Here is a 16,753-nt window from a genome sequence, read left to right as displayed (position 1 = left end):
CAAAATGGGTATCACCATTTTGAGCCTTGCTATGACTATTTTTCAGCTTTAGGAACTACCGAGACAATCAAAAGATTATCGGGTTGTAATAGTTCCTTAGCTGCACGATTGACCTGCTCAAAAGTAACCGCTTGGATACGCTGAGGGAACTTATAGAAATCGCCGACTGGTAAGCCATAGATTTCATCACTGAGCAGAGAACTTGCCACACTGTCAGGATCAGCAAACTCAGTACTAAAGCTATTGAGCAAACTTTTTTTTGCCACATCAAATTCAGCTTGAGTGATGCCCTTATCGCGAACAGATCTGAGCAAAGCCACCGTCGCCGCGATCGCCTTTTCTGTATCCTTACCACTGGTTTGCATCTGTACGATAAATGCGCCTTGTGGAGGTCTACCCGCTTGGAAATAGCTGTAAATGCCATAGGTCAAACCAAGGCGATCGCGAATTTCCGTACCCAGACGACTAGCTAAGGTATCACCACCGACAACCTGATTCAGCAAGAGCGCAGGGTAATACTGAGGATCGAAGCGGGAAATACTTGGATGACCGATGATAGTTACCGCTTGCGTTTTACCCGCGAGAGATGTTTGTTTCTCATTGGTGCTAGCCAGATTTGGCACTTTTGGGAATTGGTACTTTGGTGCTTTACCTATAGCTTTCCATTTACCCAATTTTTCTTCGAGTAAAGCTTTCACCACCGCAGGGTCAAAGTCACCCATGAGCGTGAGAATCGTATTGTCAGGACGATAGTAGGTCTTGTAAAACTTGGCTAAATCTTCACGGGTTAAGGATTTGAGCGTTTCTTCAGTTCGCATCGCCTGAAATGGATGTCCCTTAGGATAGAGCGTTGATTGAAAAATCCGACGCACTAAAGAGTTGGGGTTATCCATCTCTGACTTATAGGCGAGGAGATTGCGCTGAAGATTGAGTTCAAATTCCTTGGTTGGGAAAGTCGCATTTTGGAGCAAATCAGCTAACTGATCGATCACAATTGGTAAATCCTTGGACAGTGATATACCAGAAATACCCACACTTTCACGACCAGCCGAAAATCCTAAACTGGCTCCACGATTTTCTAACCGTGTGGCAAGGGTTAATGCATCTTTTGTTGCTGTGCCATTGGTGATATTCTGAGCCGTGATGACTGCTAGACCAGCTTTCTCAACTGAGTCAAAACCTGCTCCTGCATTGATTTCACCCACTAAAGTTACGGATGGCGTACTGCGATCGCTTAATAACAGAACTTTCAACCCATTGGATAGGGTGAACTTATCAGGATTTACCTCTGGGGGAATTCCCGCCTTAGCAACTAAAGCACTCTCTGGTAAGTACTTGGCAACTTCGGCAGGATCAACGGGAGAACTGGGTTTAAATGCATCTGAAGAGTGAGCATTACTAGGCGTTGTCCCCGCCCCAGCCGTAATCACCGATGGCTCAAAATATCCGACCACACGGCGATCGCGTTGTAAATATTGCTTAGCTACGCGCCTGACATCCGCACTGGTGACTTTATCAACATCACTCAAATAGCGATCGCTATAGCGATAGTCCTTGGCTACGGTTTGGTTATAACCGATTTGAATAGCCTGAGAATTCACATCCCGATTGCCGAGAATGTAGCTTGCACGCATACTAGTTTTTGCTCGCTCTAGTTCTTCAGCCGTAATGGGCTGCGTTTGCAGCTTGTCAACTTCTGCTAGTAACAGGCGATCGAGTTCTTCAAGCGATTTACCTGCGGTCGGAGTCGCACTCATAAAATACCAACCCGTGCCAATCATCGCCGAACCACTAGCACTAGCGCTACTGGCTAAGCCTGTCTCCACCAAAGCTTGATAGAGTCGAGAACTTCTACCCGATGTCAAAATGCTATCCATCACATCGATCGCCGCCACATCTGGATCATTGATTTTAGGCAAGTTCGGATAGACCGCTTGCAAAAATGGCACACTACCAGGTTCTTTGAGACGAATTGGCTCCTGCGCTGATTTCGGCTCTGGGGGCTTGGGTTTACTTTGCTGTACTTCAGGGGTAATTAAAACTTGAGGTTTTGGAGGAGCAGCGATCGCACCATAGATTTCACGTACTTTTTTGAGCGTATCTGCGGTGTTGAAATTGCCAACAATCACCAGCGTGGCATTATCAGGACGATAAAAAGTACGGTAATAATTTTGGATATCCTCAACCGTATAGTTCTCAACATCAGGACGATAGCCGATCACTGGCCAACCGTAAGAACTATCTGGATAGGCGGCTAGCATAACCTGTCGATAGAGCCTTGTGCCGGGGCTATTATTTCCGCCATCTAGCTCCGATAAAACGACAGTACGCTCACTTTTGAGTTCATTTTCCCCTGCGACGGTATTAACCATGCGATCGGCTTCCAGTCTGAGCATCGCATCCAGCTTATCGCTACCTGTTGTCCCGAAGTAGGCTGTCATGTCATAGCTGGTGAAAGCATTAGAGTCACTACCTAAAGCACTAAACAATCGCCCAAACTGAATCGGACGATCTTTAGTTCCTTTAAATAGTAAATGTTCAAGTTGATGGGAAATACCTGTGATTCCTGCTTTTTCATTTTGAGAACCAACGCGATACCATACTTGGACAGTGACCACTGGAGCCGTATTTACTTCTTTGGTTAAAACCGTCAAGCCATTATCCAAAACAGTTTTAACGACGTTACCCGTTAGCAAATCAGGCGATTGACTAGAGGTTGTAGCGGTTTTGGCAACTAGATCAGGCTGAGCAGCATAGGCTTGGTTACCTGACAATTGCCATAAAGATGATTGCCAAGATAGGGGCAAGTTACTGAGCATCACTACAGCGATCGCCGTAGCTAAGCCTCGACTCAAAAAAGAGAGCATAAAATTACGCTTCACCGAAATCTCCACGAAATACAGCTTTTATTATAAGTAAGTAGCTCAGCATAATAGTTATAACCTAACCCCAAATTGTTGGGCAGTCCGCGTAGCGGACTGCCCAACAATTTACTCAAACCCGTAAAGTTGCACTCCTGTGGGGCGCAACTTTACGGGTTTGGGCTAATCAGGCTTGGCGACATTGCATAATAAGTTGAAGCTATTTCAAGATGATTATGAATGCTCGTGACAACATGAATCCTGCGTATTCCCACGCTGACCTAAAAACTGATCATAACTACGAGCTAATGGATATAGAAGCAATCCAAAAAGCATTAGGGCGATCGCGTGCTTCTATATATCGCTATGCCAATACCGATCCAGCACAAGGTTTACTAAACTTACCTTACGATCCAACTAGACTTAATCCTGAACTCCGCCAAAATGATCGCGATCCTTTATTATTTCACCCCACTGAGGTATCAAGATTTGCGCGGGATGTCCTGAAAATGAAACAAGTGACAATTCAGGTGCAAGAGCCTACTCAAAACGAAACGAATCGGCTATTAAGAGAAATTTTGCAAGAACTGCGATCTCTTAATCAAGCGATCGGCTCTAATCGTAATCCATAAAAAGAAGGGTGCGCTCAGCGCACCCTTCTTTTTATTTAGTCTTCATCCTCAAAATCATCATCATCTTCCTCATCGTCATCATCAAACTCCACATCATCATCCACTAGCTCATCGTCAAAGCTACGACGACTGCGAGGCTTATCGACAACGCGGATTGGTTCGATTCGAGGCTCAATGATTTGATAATTACGCGCAGTGTTGTCATCAATGATCACATCATCCGCTTCTTCGTCATAGCCGAGATCTGGCTCATAGCCATTATCGACATCCACAATTGGCGTGTCATAGGCATTAAAGCCAGTACCCGCAGGAATCAAACGACCAATAATGACGTTCTCCTTCAAGCCACGCAACCAGTCAGACTTACCTTCGATCGCCGCTTCCGTAAGAACACGAGTAGTTTCTTGGAAACTCGCCGCCGAGATAAAGCTGTCGGTATTCAAACTAGCCTTGGTAATACCCATCAACACAGGCGTATAGTCCGCAGGTGCTCCACCTGTAATTTCCATCGCTTCGTTGATTTGTTCAACTTGATGGAGTTCTACTAGCTCACCAGGGAGACGAGTTGTATCACCACCGTCCTCAATGCGTACCTTAGAAGTCATCTGTTTAACGATCACTTCAATGTGCTTATCGGAAATGTCTACACCTTGAGATTGGTATACCGACTGGACTTCGTTCATCAAGAACTCTTGGACTTTTTGCAAGCCAATGAGCGCCGCTTGTCTGACTCCCAGAGATTCCTTGTAAGCATGGAAATAGATATCGAGAATGTCATGGGGATTGGCGGGACCATCGGTGAGTGCTTCACCAGCCAAAAGCTTCTGACCATCGGAGATAATCACACTCTGACCCGCGTTGAATGAATAATCATCATCAAGAACGCCATCATCGCCGAGAATCTTCACTTCAGGATTATCGTCTGAGTCGTAGGTGACTTGAGCAGTACCTGTAGTACGCGCAAGTACACACATTTCCTTAGGCTTACGTGCTTCGAGGAGTTCCTCAATCCGAGGCAAACCTTGAATAATATCTCCAGTTTTGGCTCGTTCAAATACTAGCAGTGCAATGTTGTCACCACGTTGCACAAGGTCAGCATCATGGATTTGCAACAATGCACCGGGGGATACCAGATAAGGACGACCAATCCGAAATACGACGGAGCCATCTTCTACTTTGAGGACTTGTCCTGACTCTTCAGTAATCACTCCCTCACCAATTTCATCGCCCGATCGCAAAAGATCGCCAGCCTGCACCGTGGGATTAGGGCAAGGTGTGGTGATGCAATCTGCTTCGGTGACAACTAGTAAGCGACGTACTACTTCCGACCCTTGACGAATGCCACGGATCTGACCAGCTTTCTTACAGAGAATTTCGGTACGTGCAACAACTGCACCTGGGTCAATGCGATCGCCATCATTTACTAGCAAACGGGTGCGTGAGTTGGTATGGGCTGGGTCGCCAGAGTTATCTTGACGAATCACTAAAGATTCCAGAATTACCAATTGCAAACGCAAGCTACCTGGATCGCTGTCATTAGGAATGAACTCAATGTCCGCAGCCAATTGAGGGGCATCCGTGTCAACTTCTAGCAATAGTTGGGTCTTGAGTAGCTCAACGCTATCGATCGCCTTGACGCGATCGCCATCCTTATAAGGGATACGCTGCACAGCCCGTAAACCAATCGAACGACCTTCTTGGTTAACCGATTCTTGGCTAGGAACCGTTGGTACATCAGGAACTTGATATTCTTCCACGGGACGCAATAGCAAGGCAGGACCTTCAGTCGAGTCCAGATATTCCACATAGCGCAGTTCAGGGGAAGTCAATCCTGGCATAATTTCCGTGCCTGGTTGAGCTAAAGTGCCATTCTTTTGCATGGCTGTTTGTGGATCATCAACGAGATGTAAATCACCTGGCTTGATCACAATTTCGCGCAGAATGTCATTCTTTTGGAATACTTCCACCACCCCTGCGGTTTGGCTGAAAATATCCTTAACAACCTCTGTACCAGCCTCAATGAACTGATTCTCTTCCACCATCAATAGGGAAGCATCCTTATTCACTTCATGGGTTTCTTCAGGAACCCAAAGCAAAGTGCCACCCTTGACAACTTCATAACCCTGCTTGCCCTTACTGCGCTTCGCGACTTCCACACCTGCGAATTTGATAATACCGCCACTCTTAGTTTGGTAAGTATCATCAATCAGTTCGGCAACGACTTGATTATTGATCAGTTTGGAACCGGGGGAAGCCTTGAGCGAGAAGCTTTGACCACCTTGAGTCTCTAGCACATAATGCTCACGACCTTGGTAGCTTTCTTCTTTGACGATCGCCTGATCCAATACTACCGAAGCCGTAATAATTTCAACTTCGCGGTTATGGCGACTGTCTTCTTCACTCAAACGCACGACACCGCCATGCTCTGTAATCAAGCGAGTTTCTGCAAGGACATCACCTTCTGTGACATAGGTTTCATTTTTCACAGTTGGTTCAGCCGTCGGAGGCAAGTCATAGACTTCACCAGCCAATACCCAAACCCGACCTTTTTCACCACGAGCGACGTAGCTGGTGTTACCTTGACGGTCTTTTTTCTCTTCAATCGCCAGATCCGAAAATAATACTTCACCAGCCAAACCAGTATTCAGAGCTTTCGTAGCCTTTTCTGTGGTTTTGCGAGAAGTTTTACCTGTGATGGATACCTCAGCCATCAGTTGATTTTGAGTTACTTTCTGTCCATCACGCATCAACAATGTCGAACCTTGGGTGATCGCGTAGACCTTTTTACCTTCAGAACTTTCTAGGGTAAAGTCACCATTGGATTCAACGATGAACGCATCTTCACCATGACGAGTACGCATGGGGCGGACTTTCAGCTTTTTGTTGTACTTGATTGTGCCATCGTAGGGAGCGCGTTGTTGTTCGGCAACTTCCCCAGTAAATACACCACCTGTGTGGAAGGTACGCATGGTTAGCTGTGTACCTGGTTCACCGATCGATTGGGCGGCGATGATACCTACCGCTTCGCCAATGTCTACCAATTCAGCATGAGCCAAGCTCCAGCCATAGCACATCTGGCAAACTGATCGCGTCGATTCGCAAGTAAAGGCAGAGCGCACACAAACTTCTTCGACCCCAGCCTTTTGGACTGCCAAGGATAAATCTTCCGAAATCTCTTGGTTACGCATGACGATTACTTCGCCCGTATTAGGATCGACAATATCTTCAGCTGCCACACGACCAAATAGGCGATCGGACAACTTAATTAAGGTCTTTTCCCCATCACGCATCGCTTTTAGCTTAATGCCGCGAGTCGTACCACAATCATTCTCACGAACGATTACATCCTGCGATACGTCAACAAGACGACGGGTAAGATATCCAGAGTCAGCCGTACGTAACGCTGTATCTACTAGCCCTTTGCGCGCACCATAGGACGAAATAATATACTCAGTAACTGTCAGCCCTTCACGGAAATTCGTCTTAATCGGTAAATCGATGATTTCCCCTTGCGGATCAGCCATCAAACCACGCATACCAACTAGCTGACGCACCTGCGAGATGTTACCACGCGCTCCAGAGAACGCCATCATGTACACAGAGTTGAGCGGGTTATTACTCTTAAAGTTTTTAACTACCTCATCCTTGAGGTTTTCATTAGCCACGTTCCATGTGTCAATTACTTTTTGGAAACGTTCTACTTCAGTAATTTCTCCCCTTGTATAACGACTTTCAGTCTCTTCAATTTCCTGCTCAGCCGCCGCTAGCAAAGCTTTCTTACTAGCAGGAACTTGCAAGTCGTCAATACTAATTGATACTCCAGCCTGAGTCGCATAGCGAAAGCCAAGTGCTTTTAATTGGTCAGCAACGTTGGCGGCGCTAGTTGTTCCATAATGCGTAAAAGCCCAAGCAATTAACTTCTTCAACTGCCCCTTGTCGATGGTGCTATTGATAAAGCGTTGAGGCTTCTTTTCTTCAGGCGAATCCGTGTTGCTAGTCGTGAAATCTGCCATGGTATTAAGCTATTAAATAATCTTTTGAGTAATTAATCGAAATTCTATGGTTATAAATAGCCACGCCAAGCGCGGCTATTTATAACATTTAGCTAGCTAGAGACGCATAAATTGCCTGATTGAAAATTACGCGCCCAGGAGTAGTTTTGATGTACTGCGAAATCAAGCCACCTTCCGCATCTTCACGAGTCCGTCGGAAATCATACTCCTTGACCTTTGTGCCATCTTCGAGAACCGTAACTTTCGGTTCCTCATTTTCCTTGACTGCACCTTGTCCTTCCACGATTCCCTCGAAACGCACCCAAACATTGGCATGAATGTCAATTTCGCCTTGTTCGTATGCCATCACGACATCGTTAAAGTTAGCAAAGTAACGTCCTTCACCTTTCTGCTTATAGGGATTTTCAGTGGTGAGATAGTAACAGCCCAAAACCATATCTTGGCTAGGTGTGACGATCGGACGACCTGTTGCAGGTGAGAGAATGTTGTTAGAAGCCAACATCAACAAGCGTGCTTCTGCTTGCGCTTCAATCGATAGAGGTACGTGAACCGCCATTTGGTCACCGTCAAAGTCAGCGTTAAAGGCTGGACAAACGAGGGGATGCAATTGGATCGCACGACCACTAACAAGCAATGGTTCAAAGGCTTGAATACCCAAACGGTGCAACGTCGGAGCACGGTTGAGCATGACGGGGTGTTCTCGGATCACATCCTCTAGAACGTCCCAAACGGCTGGATCATTACGCTGAATCAGTTTCTTGGCAGCTTTGATGTTATTCACCAAACCTGTTTTGATCAGGCGATGAATTACAAAGGGCTGGAACAGCTCGATCGCCATTTCCTTAGGCAAACCACATTGGTGAATCTTGAGGTTAGGACCAACGACGATGACTGAACGACCAGAGTAGTCAACCCGTTTACCGAGCAAGTTTTGACGGAAACGACCTTGCTTTCCTTCGATAATGTCTGAGAGAGACTTAAGTGGGCGATTGTTTGCACCAACTACCGTCCGACCGCGACGACCATTATCGATGAGCGCATCAACAGCTTCTTGCAACATCCGTTTTTCGTTACGAACGATAATTTCAGGTGCAAGAATTTCTTGTAAACGTGCTAAACGGTTATTACGGTTGATTACACGGCGATAGAGGTCATTCAAGTCGCTGGTAGCAAAGCGTCCACCATCAAGCTGTACCATCGGACGCAAATCTGGAGGGATTACAGGAATGACATCCAATACCATCCAGTCTGGCTTCGAGCCAGTTGCCACAAAGTTATCAACTACACGCAAACGTTTGATTAATTTGGCGCGTTTTTGACCCTTAGAGTTTTCAATATCAGTACGGAGACGTTCGGCTTCTTTTTCAAGATTGATATTTTGCAATAATTGCTTGATTGCTTCAGCACCAATACCAACTTCAATACCGTCTAAGACTGGATCTTCAGCATAGATCTGATCTTCTAGATCAATCCATTGATCCTCAGAAAGCAGTTGCTTGTATGAGAGATTATAGGCACTAGCGATCGCCTCTCCAGCTTCAACAACTTTCCCTTCAGTAACAGTGGAAACATGTTTAGGATGCAGATGGTAAGCTCTTTCAATACCGTCAACGCCACGAATACGGATCTCACGGCTATTGACGGAAACAATTACACCATCAACCTCAGACTGAATTCCGGGATTAAGGACAACGTAGGCATTAAAGTAAACAATTTGCTCGACATCACGTAGAGGGATATCCAGCAAAGTCGCCATATAACTAGGAATACCCTTGAGATACCATACATGGGTAACCGAAGCTGCTAACTTAATGAAGCCCATGCGGTGACGGCGTACTCGTGACTCCGTGACTTCTACACCGCAACGTTCACAAACGATGCCACGATGGCGCACACGCTTATACTTGCCGCAATGACATTCCCAGTCCTTAGCAGGACCAAAAATCCGCTCACAGAACAAGCCATCCATTTCTGGCTTCAGTGTGCGGTAGTTAATTGTTTCAGGTTTTGTGACTTCGCCAACCAAACTGCCATTTGGTAGAACACGTTCGCCCCATTTACGAATGCGATCAGGTGATGCCAAGCCAATCTTGACATAGTCAAATCGCTGTTCCACTTTCGCCATACGTTACAACGTCCTTAAATAAATTGACTATTTATATTGATAAATTCTTTAGCTGCATAGCCATAATTCGTAATTCGTAATTGATAATTACGAATTACGAATTATCTAGGTTAGTCTAGTCGTCGTCCTCATCAAAGTTGATATCACCTCGATAGACTGACTCATAGGTTGGACGATTTGGGGTGCGACGGGAACCAGTATCCACCATCAGATCTACTTCAGTATCTTGGTTACTGCCATCCTCAGAGAGTTTGTGAACTGATACATCTAAACAGAGAGACTGAAGCTCGCGCACCAATACCTTGAATGATTCAGGCGTACCAGGACGAGGAATCGCATGACCTTTCACGATCGCATTCAGAGCTTCGTTACGTCCAGTCATGTCATCAGACTTAACTGTGAGAAGTTCTTGGAGAATATAGGCTGCACCAAAAGCTTCCAGCGCCCATACTTCCATTTCTCCAAAGCGCTGACCACCTTGCTGGGCTTTACCACCAAGAGGTTGCTGGGTAACCAGAGAGTAAGGACCTGTCGAACGTGCGTGAATCTTGTCATCAACAAGGTGAACCAGTTTCAGCATGTATGCCTTACCAACGGTCACAGGTTGATCGAAGGGTTCACCAGTGCGTCCGTCATACACGGTCAATTTACCTGGAAAACCATCATTAAAGATCCAGTCTTTGCCAGTGTGGTTACGAGCATGTTCTAGCTGACCATGTACCAACTCACGAGATGCTTCTTCACCATACATTTCATCGAAAGGTACGATCTTAAAGCGGGCATTCAAGTTTTCCGCAGCCCAACCGAGCAAGCATTCAAATACTTGTCCGACGTTCATCCGAGAAGGCACACCCAGGGGATTCAACACGATGTCGAGAGGCGTACCATCAGGCAAGAAAGGCATATCTTCCTTCGGCAAAATCCGAGAAATAATGCCCTTGTTACCATGACGACCTGCCATCTTGTCGCCGACTTGGATCTTGCGCTTTTGAGCAACATAGACACGAACGACCATGTTTGCCCCCGGAGGAAGCTCATCGCCTTGTTCGCGAGTAAATACGCGCACATCGACAACACGACCCTTTTCGCCGTTAGGTACGCGCAAAGAGTTATCTCTTACATCACGCGCTTTTTCACCAAAGATTGCTCTGAGGAGTTTTTCTTCAGGAGGCTGATCGGATTCACCTTTAGGTGTGACCTTACCAACAAGGATTTCACCAGAACTTACCCAAGCACCAATGCGAATAATGCCTTGCTCATCAAGGTTACGCAGAGAATCTTCACCAACGTTAGGAATTTCGCGAGTAATTTCTTCAGGCCCAAGCTTAGTTTGACGCGCCTCAATTTCGTATTTTTCAACGTGAATCGAGGTGTAAACATCATCAATTACCAGACGCTCATTAATTAGAATTGCGTCTTCGTAGTTGTAGCCTTCCCAAGGCATGTAAGCAACGAGAATGTTCTGACCGAGGGCGATTTCACCGCCTTCCGTTGCTGAGCCATCAGCAAGTACTTGTCCTGCGACGACTGTATCGCCAACCCATACCAGAGGACGCTGATTTAAACAGGTATCTTGGTTTGATCGCTGATACTTTTGCAGACGGTAGATACTCTCAAGCCCAGTATCATCAGCCTTAACGCGAATTTCATCGGCAGATACATAGGAGACTTCACCTGTGACTCGCGAGACGATGACCATCCCTGAGTCACGCGCAGCTTGAGCTTCGAGTCCAGTACCAACGAGGGGACGCTCAGGACGCAAGAGAGGAACTGCTTGACGTTGCATGTTCGATCCCATCAGGGCACGGTTAGCATCATCATGCTCAAGGAACGGAATCAGCGATGTTGCCACCGAGATGATCTGTACGGGTGAAACTGCAACATAGTCAATTTCTTCAGGTGTTGCCGTACCCCATTCTTGGCGGTAACGAATCGGCACAATTTCGTTAAAAATGTAACCGTCATCGTTAGTGGCTACGTCACCAGGAGCTACGCGGAATTCATCTTCTTCATCAGCAGTCATGTAGACAGGTTCTTCGTTCTTGAGAACCTTGCCATTTTCAACTGCATAATAAGGAGTTTCGATGAAACCGTATTGATTCACACGAGCGTGAGTTGCCAAGGAACCGATCAGACCAGCGTTAGGTCCTTCAGGCGTTTCAATGGGGCAGATGCGACCATAGTGGCTAGGGTGAATATCACGTACCGCAAAGCCTGCGCGTTCACGGGTCAGACCACCAGGACCAAGGGCACTAAGACGACGCTTGTGGGTCAACTCAGCTAGAGGATTGGTTTGATCCATAAACTGAGACAGTTGGCTGGAACCAAAGAATTCTTTGATTGCGGCAACTAGGGGCTTGGGGTTAACCAAGGATGCAGGTGTCAATGCATCAACATCAGAGACGGTCATCCGTTCACGAATGATGCGCTCTAGACGATTTAAGCCAACACGGACTTGGTTTTGCAATAGTTCGCCAACTGATCTGACGCGACGGTTGCCCAAGTGGTCAATGTCATCGATTTCACCGATGTCAAACTTGAGGTTGATCAGGTAGTTAATCGCAGTGAGAATATCCTTCTCAGTCAATACCCGCATGGTGTCAGGGGTATTCAAGCGCAATTTCTTGTTGAGCTTGTAACGTCCAACCTTTCCGAGGTCATAACGTTTGGGGTCAAAAAAGCGCGATCGCAAGAGTTCACGTCCACCAGACTCTGTAGGAGGCTCACCTGGACGCAGCTTACGATAAAGTTCTTTCAGTGCTTCGTCTTCGTCGAACTGACCTTCTTTGTCAATCGTTTTCTGGAAATACTCACGGTGAGTAAGCGCATCAAGAATTTCGGCATCACTTAAGCCGATCGCTTTGAGTAATACCTGCGCGGAAAGTTTACGGGTTTTGTCGATACGCACCCAGACAAGATCATTCTTGTCGGTTTCAAACTTCAACCAAGCGCCTCGGTTCGGAATGAGGCTAGCGTTATAAGTACGACGACCGTTCTTGTCAATCTCTTGCTTGTAATAAACCCCAGGGCTACGGACAATCTGATTGACGATGACTCGCTCAGCGCCATTGATAATAAAGGTTCCACGATCTGTCATCAGGGGCAGATCGCCGATAAAAACTTCTTGCTCTTTTATTTCTCCTGTTTCTTTATTGATAAGCCTTGTGGGAACGTACATCTGTACGGCATAGGTGGCATCCCGACGTTTGGACTCATCAACACTATATTTTGGGCGCTTGAGTTTATAATCTTTGGCAATAAAATGGAGTTCCATTTTGCCCGTATAATCTGTAATCGGTGAGAAACTCTCAAGCTCTTCAATAAGTCCTTCTTCTAGGAACCATCGAAAACTCTCCCGCTGGATTTCTACAAGATCTGGTAGAACGAAGGCAGGAGTAACAAGAGTAGGCTTATTCATGCACTAATGACTGCAGTTTTAGTGGGCGGAGTATATGTCTAGTTTTGATTCAAGACATAAGCACATAATCCTAACGCAGTTGACATCTGATTGTCAAGCTGTTTTTTAATGTGTTGTCGAAATTTTAATTACAACACCTTCGCTAAATCAAAAAGCCTTTGCTTCAAAAATTACATCGCTACATAAGTACCTGTGCAGCATAAATTCCCCAAACCAGTAAAGTTGTGCCCCGCAGGGGCGCAACTTTACTGGTTTGGGGTTGTAATTAATTATGCCTATAGCAAAAAAAAGAGTTAGTTAGTACAAACCAAAACCAAAAAGATGAGTGGCGGCGCTTCGCGCCGCCACTCATCTTTTTGGTTTTATGTCCTAAGCAAAACTTTCATTGCTATATATTGCAAGGTTTTGAGTTTTCATTTTGCTGTAGGCAAAACGAAAAGCGCCATTATGGCGAGTTTGCTTTACTTGAGGATAATTCACGATAAACTTTAACCTAAAAGAAATTTTGAAAGGCTTATGCACGGCAAATTTACATTGCATCCCCCCATACGCTTTGGAACTGACGGTTGGAGAGGCATCATTGCCGATGACTTTACCTTTGATCGCTTAGCCGCAGTTGCACCGATCGCTGCTCATATTCTGCATCAAATCTTTGGTGCGTCAGGGAGTAACACAATTATTGTTGGGTATGATCGCCGCTTCATGTCTGATGCTTTTGCTAAACGTACTGCTGAAGCCGTGGCCGCGATCGGATTTGATGTCTTACTTGCCGATGACTTTGCACCGACACCTGCGTTTAGTTGGGCAGCTTATGACCGCAAGGCTTTGGGAGCTTTGGTAATTACGGCGAGTCATAACCCTGCCAACTATTCGGGCTTAAAAATTAAAGGTGCATTCGGTGGCTCAGTGTCACCAGATGTGACTGCAAAAGTTGAGGAGATTTTAGAGCGTGGTGATTTTGTCTACGAAAGCCATCATCTTGACAAAAGAGTGGGCAAAATCGAGACCTTTGATGCATGGGCAAGTTATTGTGAAGCTTTGCGAGGCAAGGTAAATATTGAAGCGATCAAAGAGGCGATCGCGGTGGGAAAGTTGACCGTATTCGCAGACGTAATGCATGGGGCTGCCGCAGGAGGTTTAGCAAAAATTTTAGATTTGCCATCCACAACCCAAGCCAATTTAATTGAAATCAACAGTGATACTGATCCGCTCTTTGGTGGGGGTGCGCCTGAGCCACTGCCAAGATATATTGCCGATCTCTTCCGTCAAGTCAAAACCTATCACCACGATCATCGCGAAAAGACTTTAGTAGGATTTGTCTTCGATGGAGATGCCGATCGCATTGCGGCTGTGGATAGTGAAGGGAACTTCCTGAGTTCCCAAATCCTAATTCCGATCTTGTTAGAACATCTTGCTAAGCATCGTGGATTTAAAGGAGAACTGATTAAAACGATTAGTGGATCTGACTTAATGCCCAAAGTCGCCGCCCTTTTCGATCTGACTGTTTATGAAACTCCTGTTGGATACAAGTACATTGCGGAGAGAATGCTCTCTGGCGTTCCTTGCCTATTGGGAGGTGAAGAGTCGGGCGGTATCGGCTATGGCAATCACATTCCTGAACGTGATGCTTTGTTGTCGGCTTTATATGTGCTAGAGGCGATCGCTGAATCTGGAAAGGATTTGAGCATTCTCTACAGCGATCTCCAAAAGCAGACTAATTTTGTTTCTCATTACGATCGCATTGATAAGAAGCTCTCAGGTATGGCGGCGCGTGAGAAATTAGTAGCTACTCTTCAACAGTTTTCATTGACTGAAATCGCTGGGCGCAAAGTAATCGATGCTAAGGCTCCTGATGGCTTTAAGTTCCGTTTAGCAGATGGAAGTTGGCTATTAATTCGTTTTAGTGGTACTGAGCCATTACTAAGGCTTTATTGTGAAGCAGCAACTCCTGAACTGGTGCATAAAACCCTCAACTGGATTGCCAATTGGGCTGAACAATTCAACTAAAAAGAAGAGGCGTGAAACGCCCCTTCTTTTTTATAGCAATATCAAGCAAACCCAGAGATTTTTTAAAAGTGTTGCTTCGCAACACTTTTAAAAAATCTCTGGGTTTGGGTTTGAGCACAAAGCGCTGTATTTATTAGCAAGCTTCAGCTTCTAAGGCACAACGCAATGTTGATAGACCTTTCTTGAGTTGACGGGAAATTGTGACTGCACTCACTCCTAGCATTTTGGCAACTTCTCTTTGAGGAAGATCTTCAATAAAGACAAACTCGACAATCTCTCTAGTGCGTTGCTCTAAGAGTGAGAGTGCTTGCTGTAAGCGGAATTTTTCATCCTGTTGTAGTTGCATGTTACTTCTAGGATCTGCAACCAAATCGCCGATAGAGGAAGAATCATCTTCTTCAGAACGAATCGGTGCATCAAGACTTAAGGGAGCGCGATTTTGACAGGCGAGTTTTGCTTCTTGCCATTCGCTGAGGGTTATGCCAAGAGCGTTAGCAACTTCCTTCGCGGAAGGTTCTCTTTGCAAGGTATTACGCAATTTTTGCATTACTCGTACTGATTGCTGTTGCAGATCCATCCAACGGCGAGGGATGCGTACTGATGAGTTTTTGTCCCGTAGATAATGCTGAATTTCGCCACGAATATAGCGCACGGCAAAGGAGCTAAAGGCATAGCCGCGATTTAGTTCAAAGCGATCGACTGCGCCGATTAAGCCCAATGCACCCACTTGTAATAAATCGTCATAGAGTTCTGAGTGGCGATCTGCCCAGAAATGGACTTCTTTTTTGACTAGACCGATATTTAAGCGCACGATGCGATCGCGTAGGTATGCCGATGGCGCTTTGCGATATTGCTTGAGTAATTCGAGGGTTGTAGTTTTGTCCGCCGCCGAAAACTCACGTACTTTATGGGTGGTGATGCTGGACTGAGTAGGAATATCAGATAAAAAAGTGAGTGTTGCGGTAGTCATAGTTTTGCCCTGAACTAATCAAGCTGGTTCATTAAGTCATGAAGAACATTTCTTGTTTCGATGTACTTAGATTAGAGGCTTAAGGAGAGATCGTCACCTTGCAGGCTGTTAGGGATTTTTTGATTTTCCAAATACCTAACACCTAACAATCTGTTAGGTGTTAGGTTGAGAAAGAGCTAGAATTATTCTGAGGTCATTGATTTTTATGATCATTTAGTTTTCTTTATTTAAGAAACCATTTAAGAATTGTAGTTTTTGCCCCCCTAGTCCCCCAATTCTGGGGGGAACCATATTTAAGTCCCCAAGAATTGGGGGATTTAGGGGGGCTAGACACCCAAAGCTTGAAACGAGTAAGGGTCATGTAATTCTTAAAATGGGTTCTAAAATGCTGTTAGACATCTTGGGACTGTGAGTTGGGCATAACGGGGAATATCATCAGGTTTATTAAAATTTAATGAATTGCTCAGGACTCAACTTAAATATTAGCTTCTAATTCGTGAGCTGCTAGCTATGGACAATTTACGACCTGAAACGGCAAAGGCGCATTTGCCGTCATGGGGCTTTGTTGATGCAAAGACTGAGATCGATGTTTTAATTGTGGATGACTCGGAAAGCGATCGCGTAACTTACTCACGTTAGGGGCTTGCGAAGAAATAAGATACCAAAGATTATAGAAATAGGGATATACAATTCTTCCTTTCAATATATATAGGACTAAGAGAGTGAT

8 protein-coding genes are annotated in these 16,753 nt (G+C 45.6%); 3 read left to right on the top strand and 5 right to left on the bottom strand.

The features are described 5' to 3' along the window. Window positions 1–35: 35 nt before the first annotated feature. On the bottom strand, window positions 36–2,882 hold the full coding sequence (locus B9G53_RS04890; RefSeq protein ID WP_254923559.1) for a pitrilysin family protein: 2,847 nt from the start codon (window positions 2,880–2,882) through the stop codon (window positions 36–38). A 233-nt stretch (window positions 2,883–3,115) separates the two neighbouring features. Between B9G53_RS04890 and B9G53_RS04885 the strand changes: the two genes are divergently transcribed. Next, on the top strand, window positions 3,116–3,493 hold the full coding sequence (locus tag B9G53_RS04885) for a resolvase (protein WP_094529844.1): 378 nt from the start codon (window positions 3,116–3,118) through the stop codon (window positions 3,491–3,493). A 35-nt stretch (window positions 3,494–3,528) separates the two neighbouring features. On the opposite strand, the gene B9G53_RS04880 is transcribed toward B9G53_RS04885, so the two are convergent. From B9G53_RS04880 to rpoB, 3 genes are all read right to left on the bottom strand, one after another. Further along, on the bottom strand, window positions 3,529–7,506 hold the full coding sequence (locus tag B9G53_RS04880) for a DNA-directed RNA polymerase subunit beta' (protein WP_094529766.1): 3,978 nt from the start codon (window positions 7,504–7,506) through the stop codon (window positions 3,529–3,531). Between the two features lie 88 nt (window positions 7,507–7,594). Next, on the bottom strand, window positions 7,595–9,631 hold the full coding sequence (gene rpoC1, locus B9G53_RS04875) for a DNA-directed RNA polymerase subunit gamma (RefSeq protein ID WP_094529764.1): 2,037 nt from the start codon (window positions 9,629–9,631) through the stop codon (window positions 7,595–7,597). A 115-nt stretch (window positions 9,632–9,746) separates the two neighbouring features. Beyond that, a complete protein-coding gene (rpoB, locus tag B9G53_RS04870) occupies window positions 9,747–13,049 on the bottom strand; it encodes a DNA-directed RNA polymerase subunit beta (RefSeq protein WP_094529762.1) in 3,303 nt (1,100 codons plus the stop codon). 516 nt (window positions 13,050–13,565) lie between these two features. Here rpoB and B9G53_RS04865 point away from each other — a divergent pair. Further along, window positions 13,566–15,056, top strand: coding sequence for a phosphoglucomutase/phosphomannomutase family protein (locus B9G53_RS04865; protein WP_176453095.1), 1,491 nt, complete (start codon window positions 13,566–13,568; stop codon window positions 15,054–15,056). Between the two features lie 133 nt (window positions 15,057–15,189). Here B9G53_RS04865 and B9G53_RS04860 read toward each other — a convergent pair whose 3' ends face one another. Further along, window positions 15,190–16,026: a sigma-70 family RNA polymerase sigma factor gene (locus B9G53_RS04860; protein ID WP_094529758.1), complete on the bottom strand. Its 837-nt coding sequence runs from the start codon at window positions 16,024–16,026 to the stop codon at window positions 15,190–15,192. Window positions 16,027–16,536: 510 nt separating this feature from the next. On the opposite strand from B9G53_RS04860, the gene B9G53_RS28385 reads away from it, so the two are divergent. Beyond that, complete coding sequence (locus B9G53_RS28385) at window positions 16,537–16,665, top strand: hypothetical protein (protein WP_254923557.1); 129 nt, start codon at window positions 16,537–16,539, stop codon at window positions 16,663–16,665. Window positions 16,666–16,753 lie beyond the last annotated feature (88 nt).

It is taken from the genome of Pseudanabaena sp. SR411 (assembly GCF_002251945.1).
In the GTDB taxonomy this organism is placed as follows: Bacteria; Cyanobacteriota; Cyanobacteriia; order Pseudanabaenales; family Pseudanabaenaceae; genus Pseudanabaena.
Note: the sequence above shows the minus strand (reverse complement) of the source record. Positions and strands in the feature narration are given on the sequence as shown.

Bases quoted from the DNA above. Each gene is read 5' to 3' on its own strand.
- B9G53_RS04885 (WP_094529844.1), top strand. From the start codon at position 3,116: ATGAATCCTGCGTATTCCCACGCTGACCTAAAAACTGATCATAACTAC.
- B9G53_RS04880 (WP_094529766.1), bottom strand. From the start codon at position 7,506: ATGGCAGATTTCACGACTAGCAACACGGATTCGCCTGAAGAAAAGAAG.
- rpoC1 (WP_094529764.1), bottom strand. From the start codon at position 9,631: ATGGCGAAAGTGGAACAGCGATTTGACTATGTCAAGATTGGCTTGGCA.
- rpoB (WP_094529762.1), bottom strand. From the start codon at position 13,049: ATGAATAAGCCTACTCTTGTTACTCCTGCCTTCGTTCTACCAGATCTT.
- B9G53_RS04865 (WP_176453095.1), top strand. From the start codon at position 13,566: ATGCACGGCAAATTTACATTGCATCCCCCCATACGCTTTGGAACTGAC.
- B9G53_RS04860 (WP_094529758.1), bottom strand. From the start codon at position 16,026: ATGACTACCGCAACACTCACTTTTTTATCTGATATTCCTACTCAGTCC.
- B9G53_RS28385 (WP_254923557.1), top strand. From the start codon at position 16,537: ATGGACAATTTACGACCTGAAACGGCAAAGGCGCATTTGCCGTCATGG.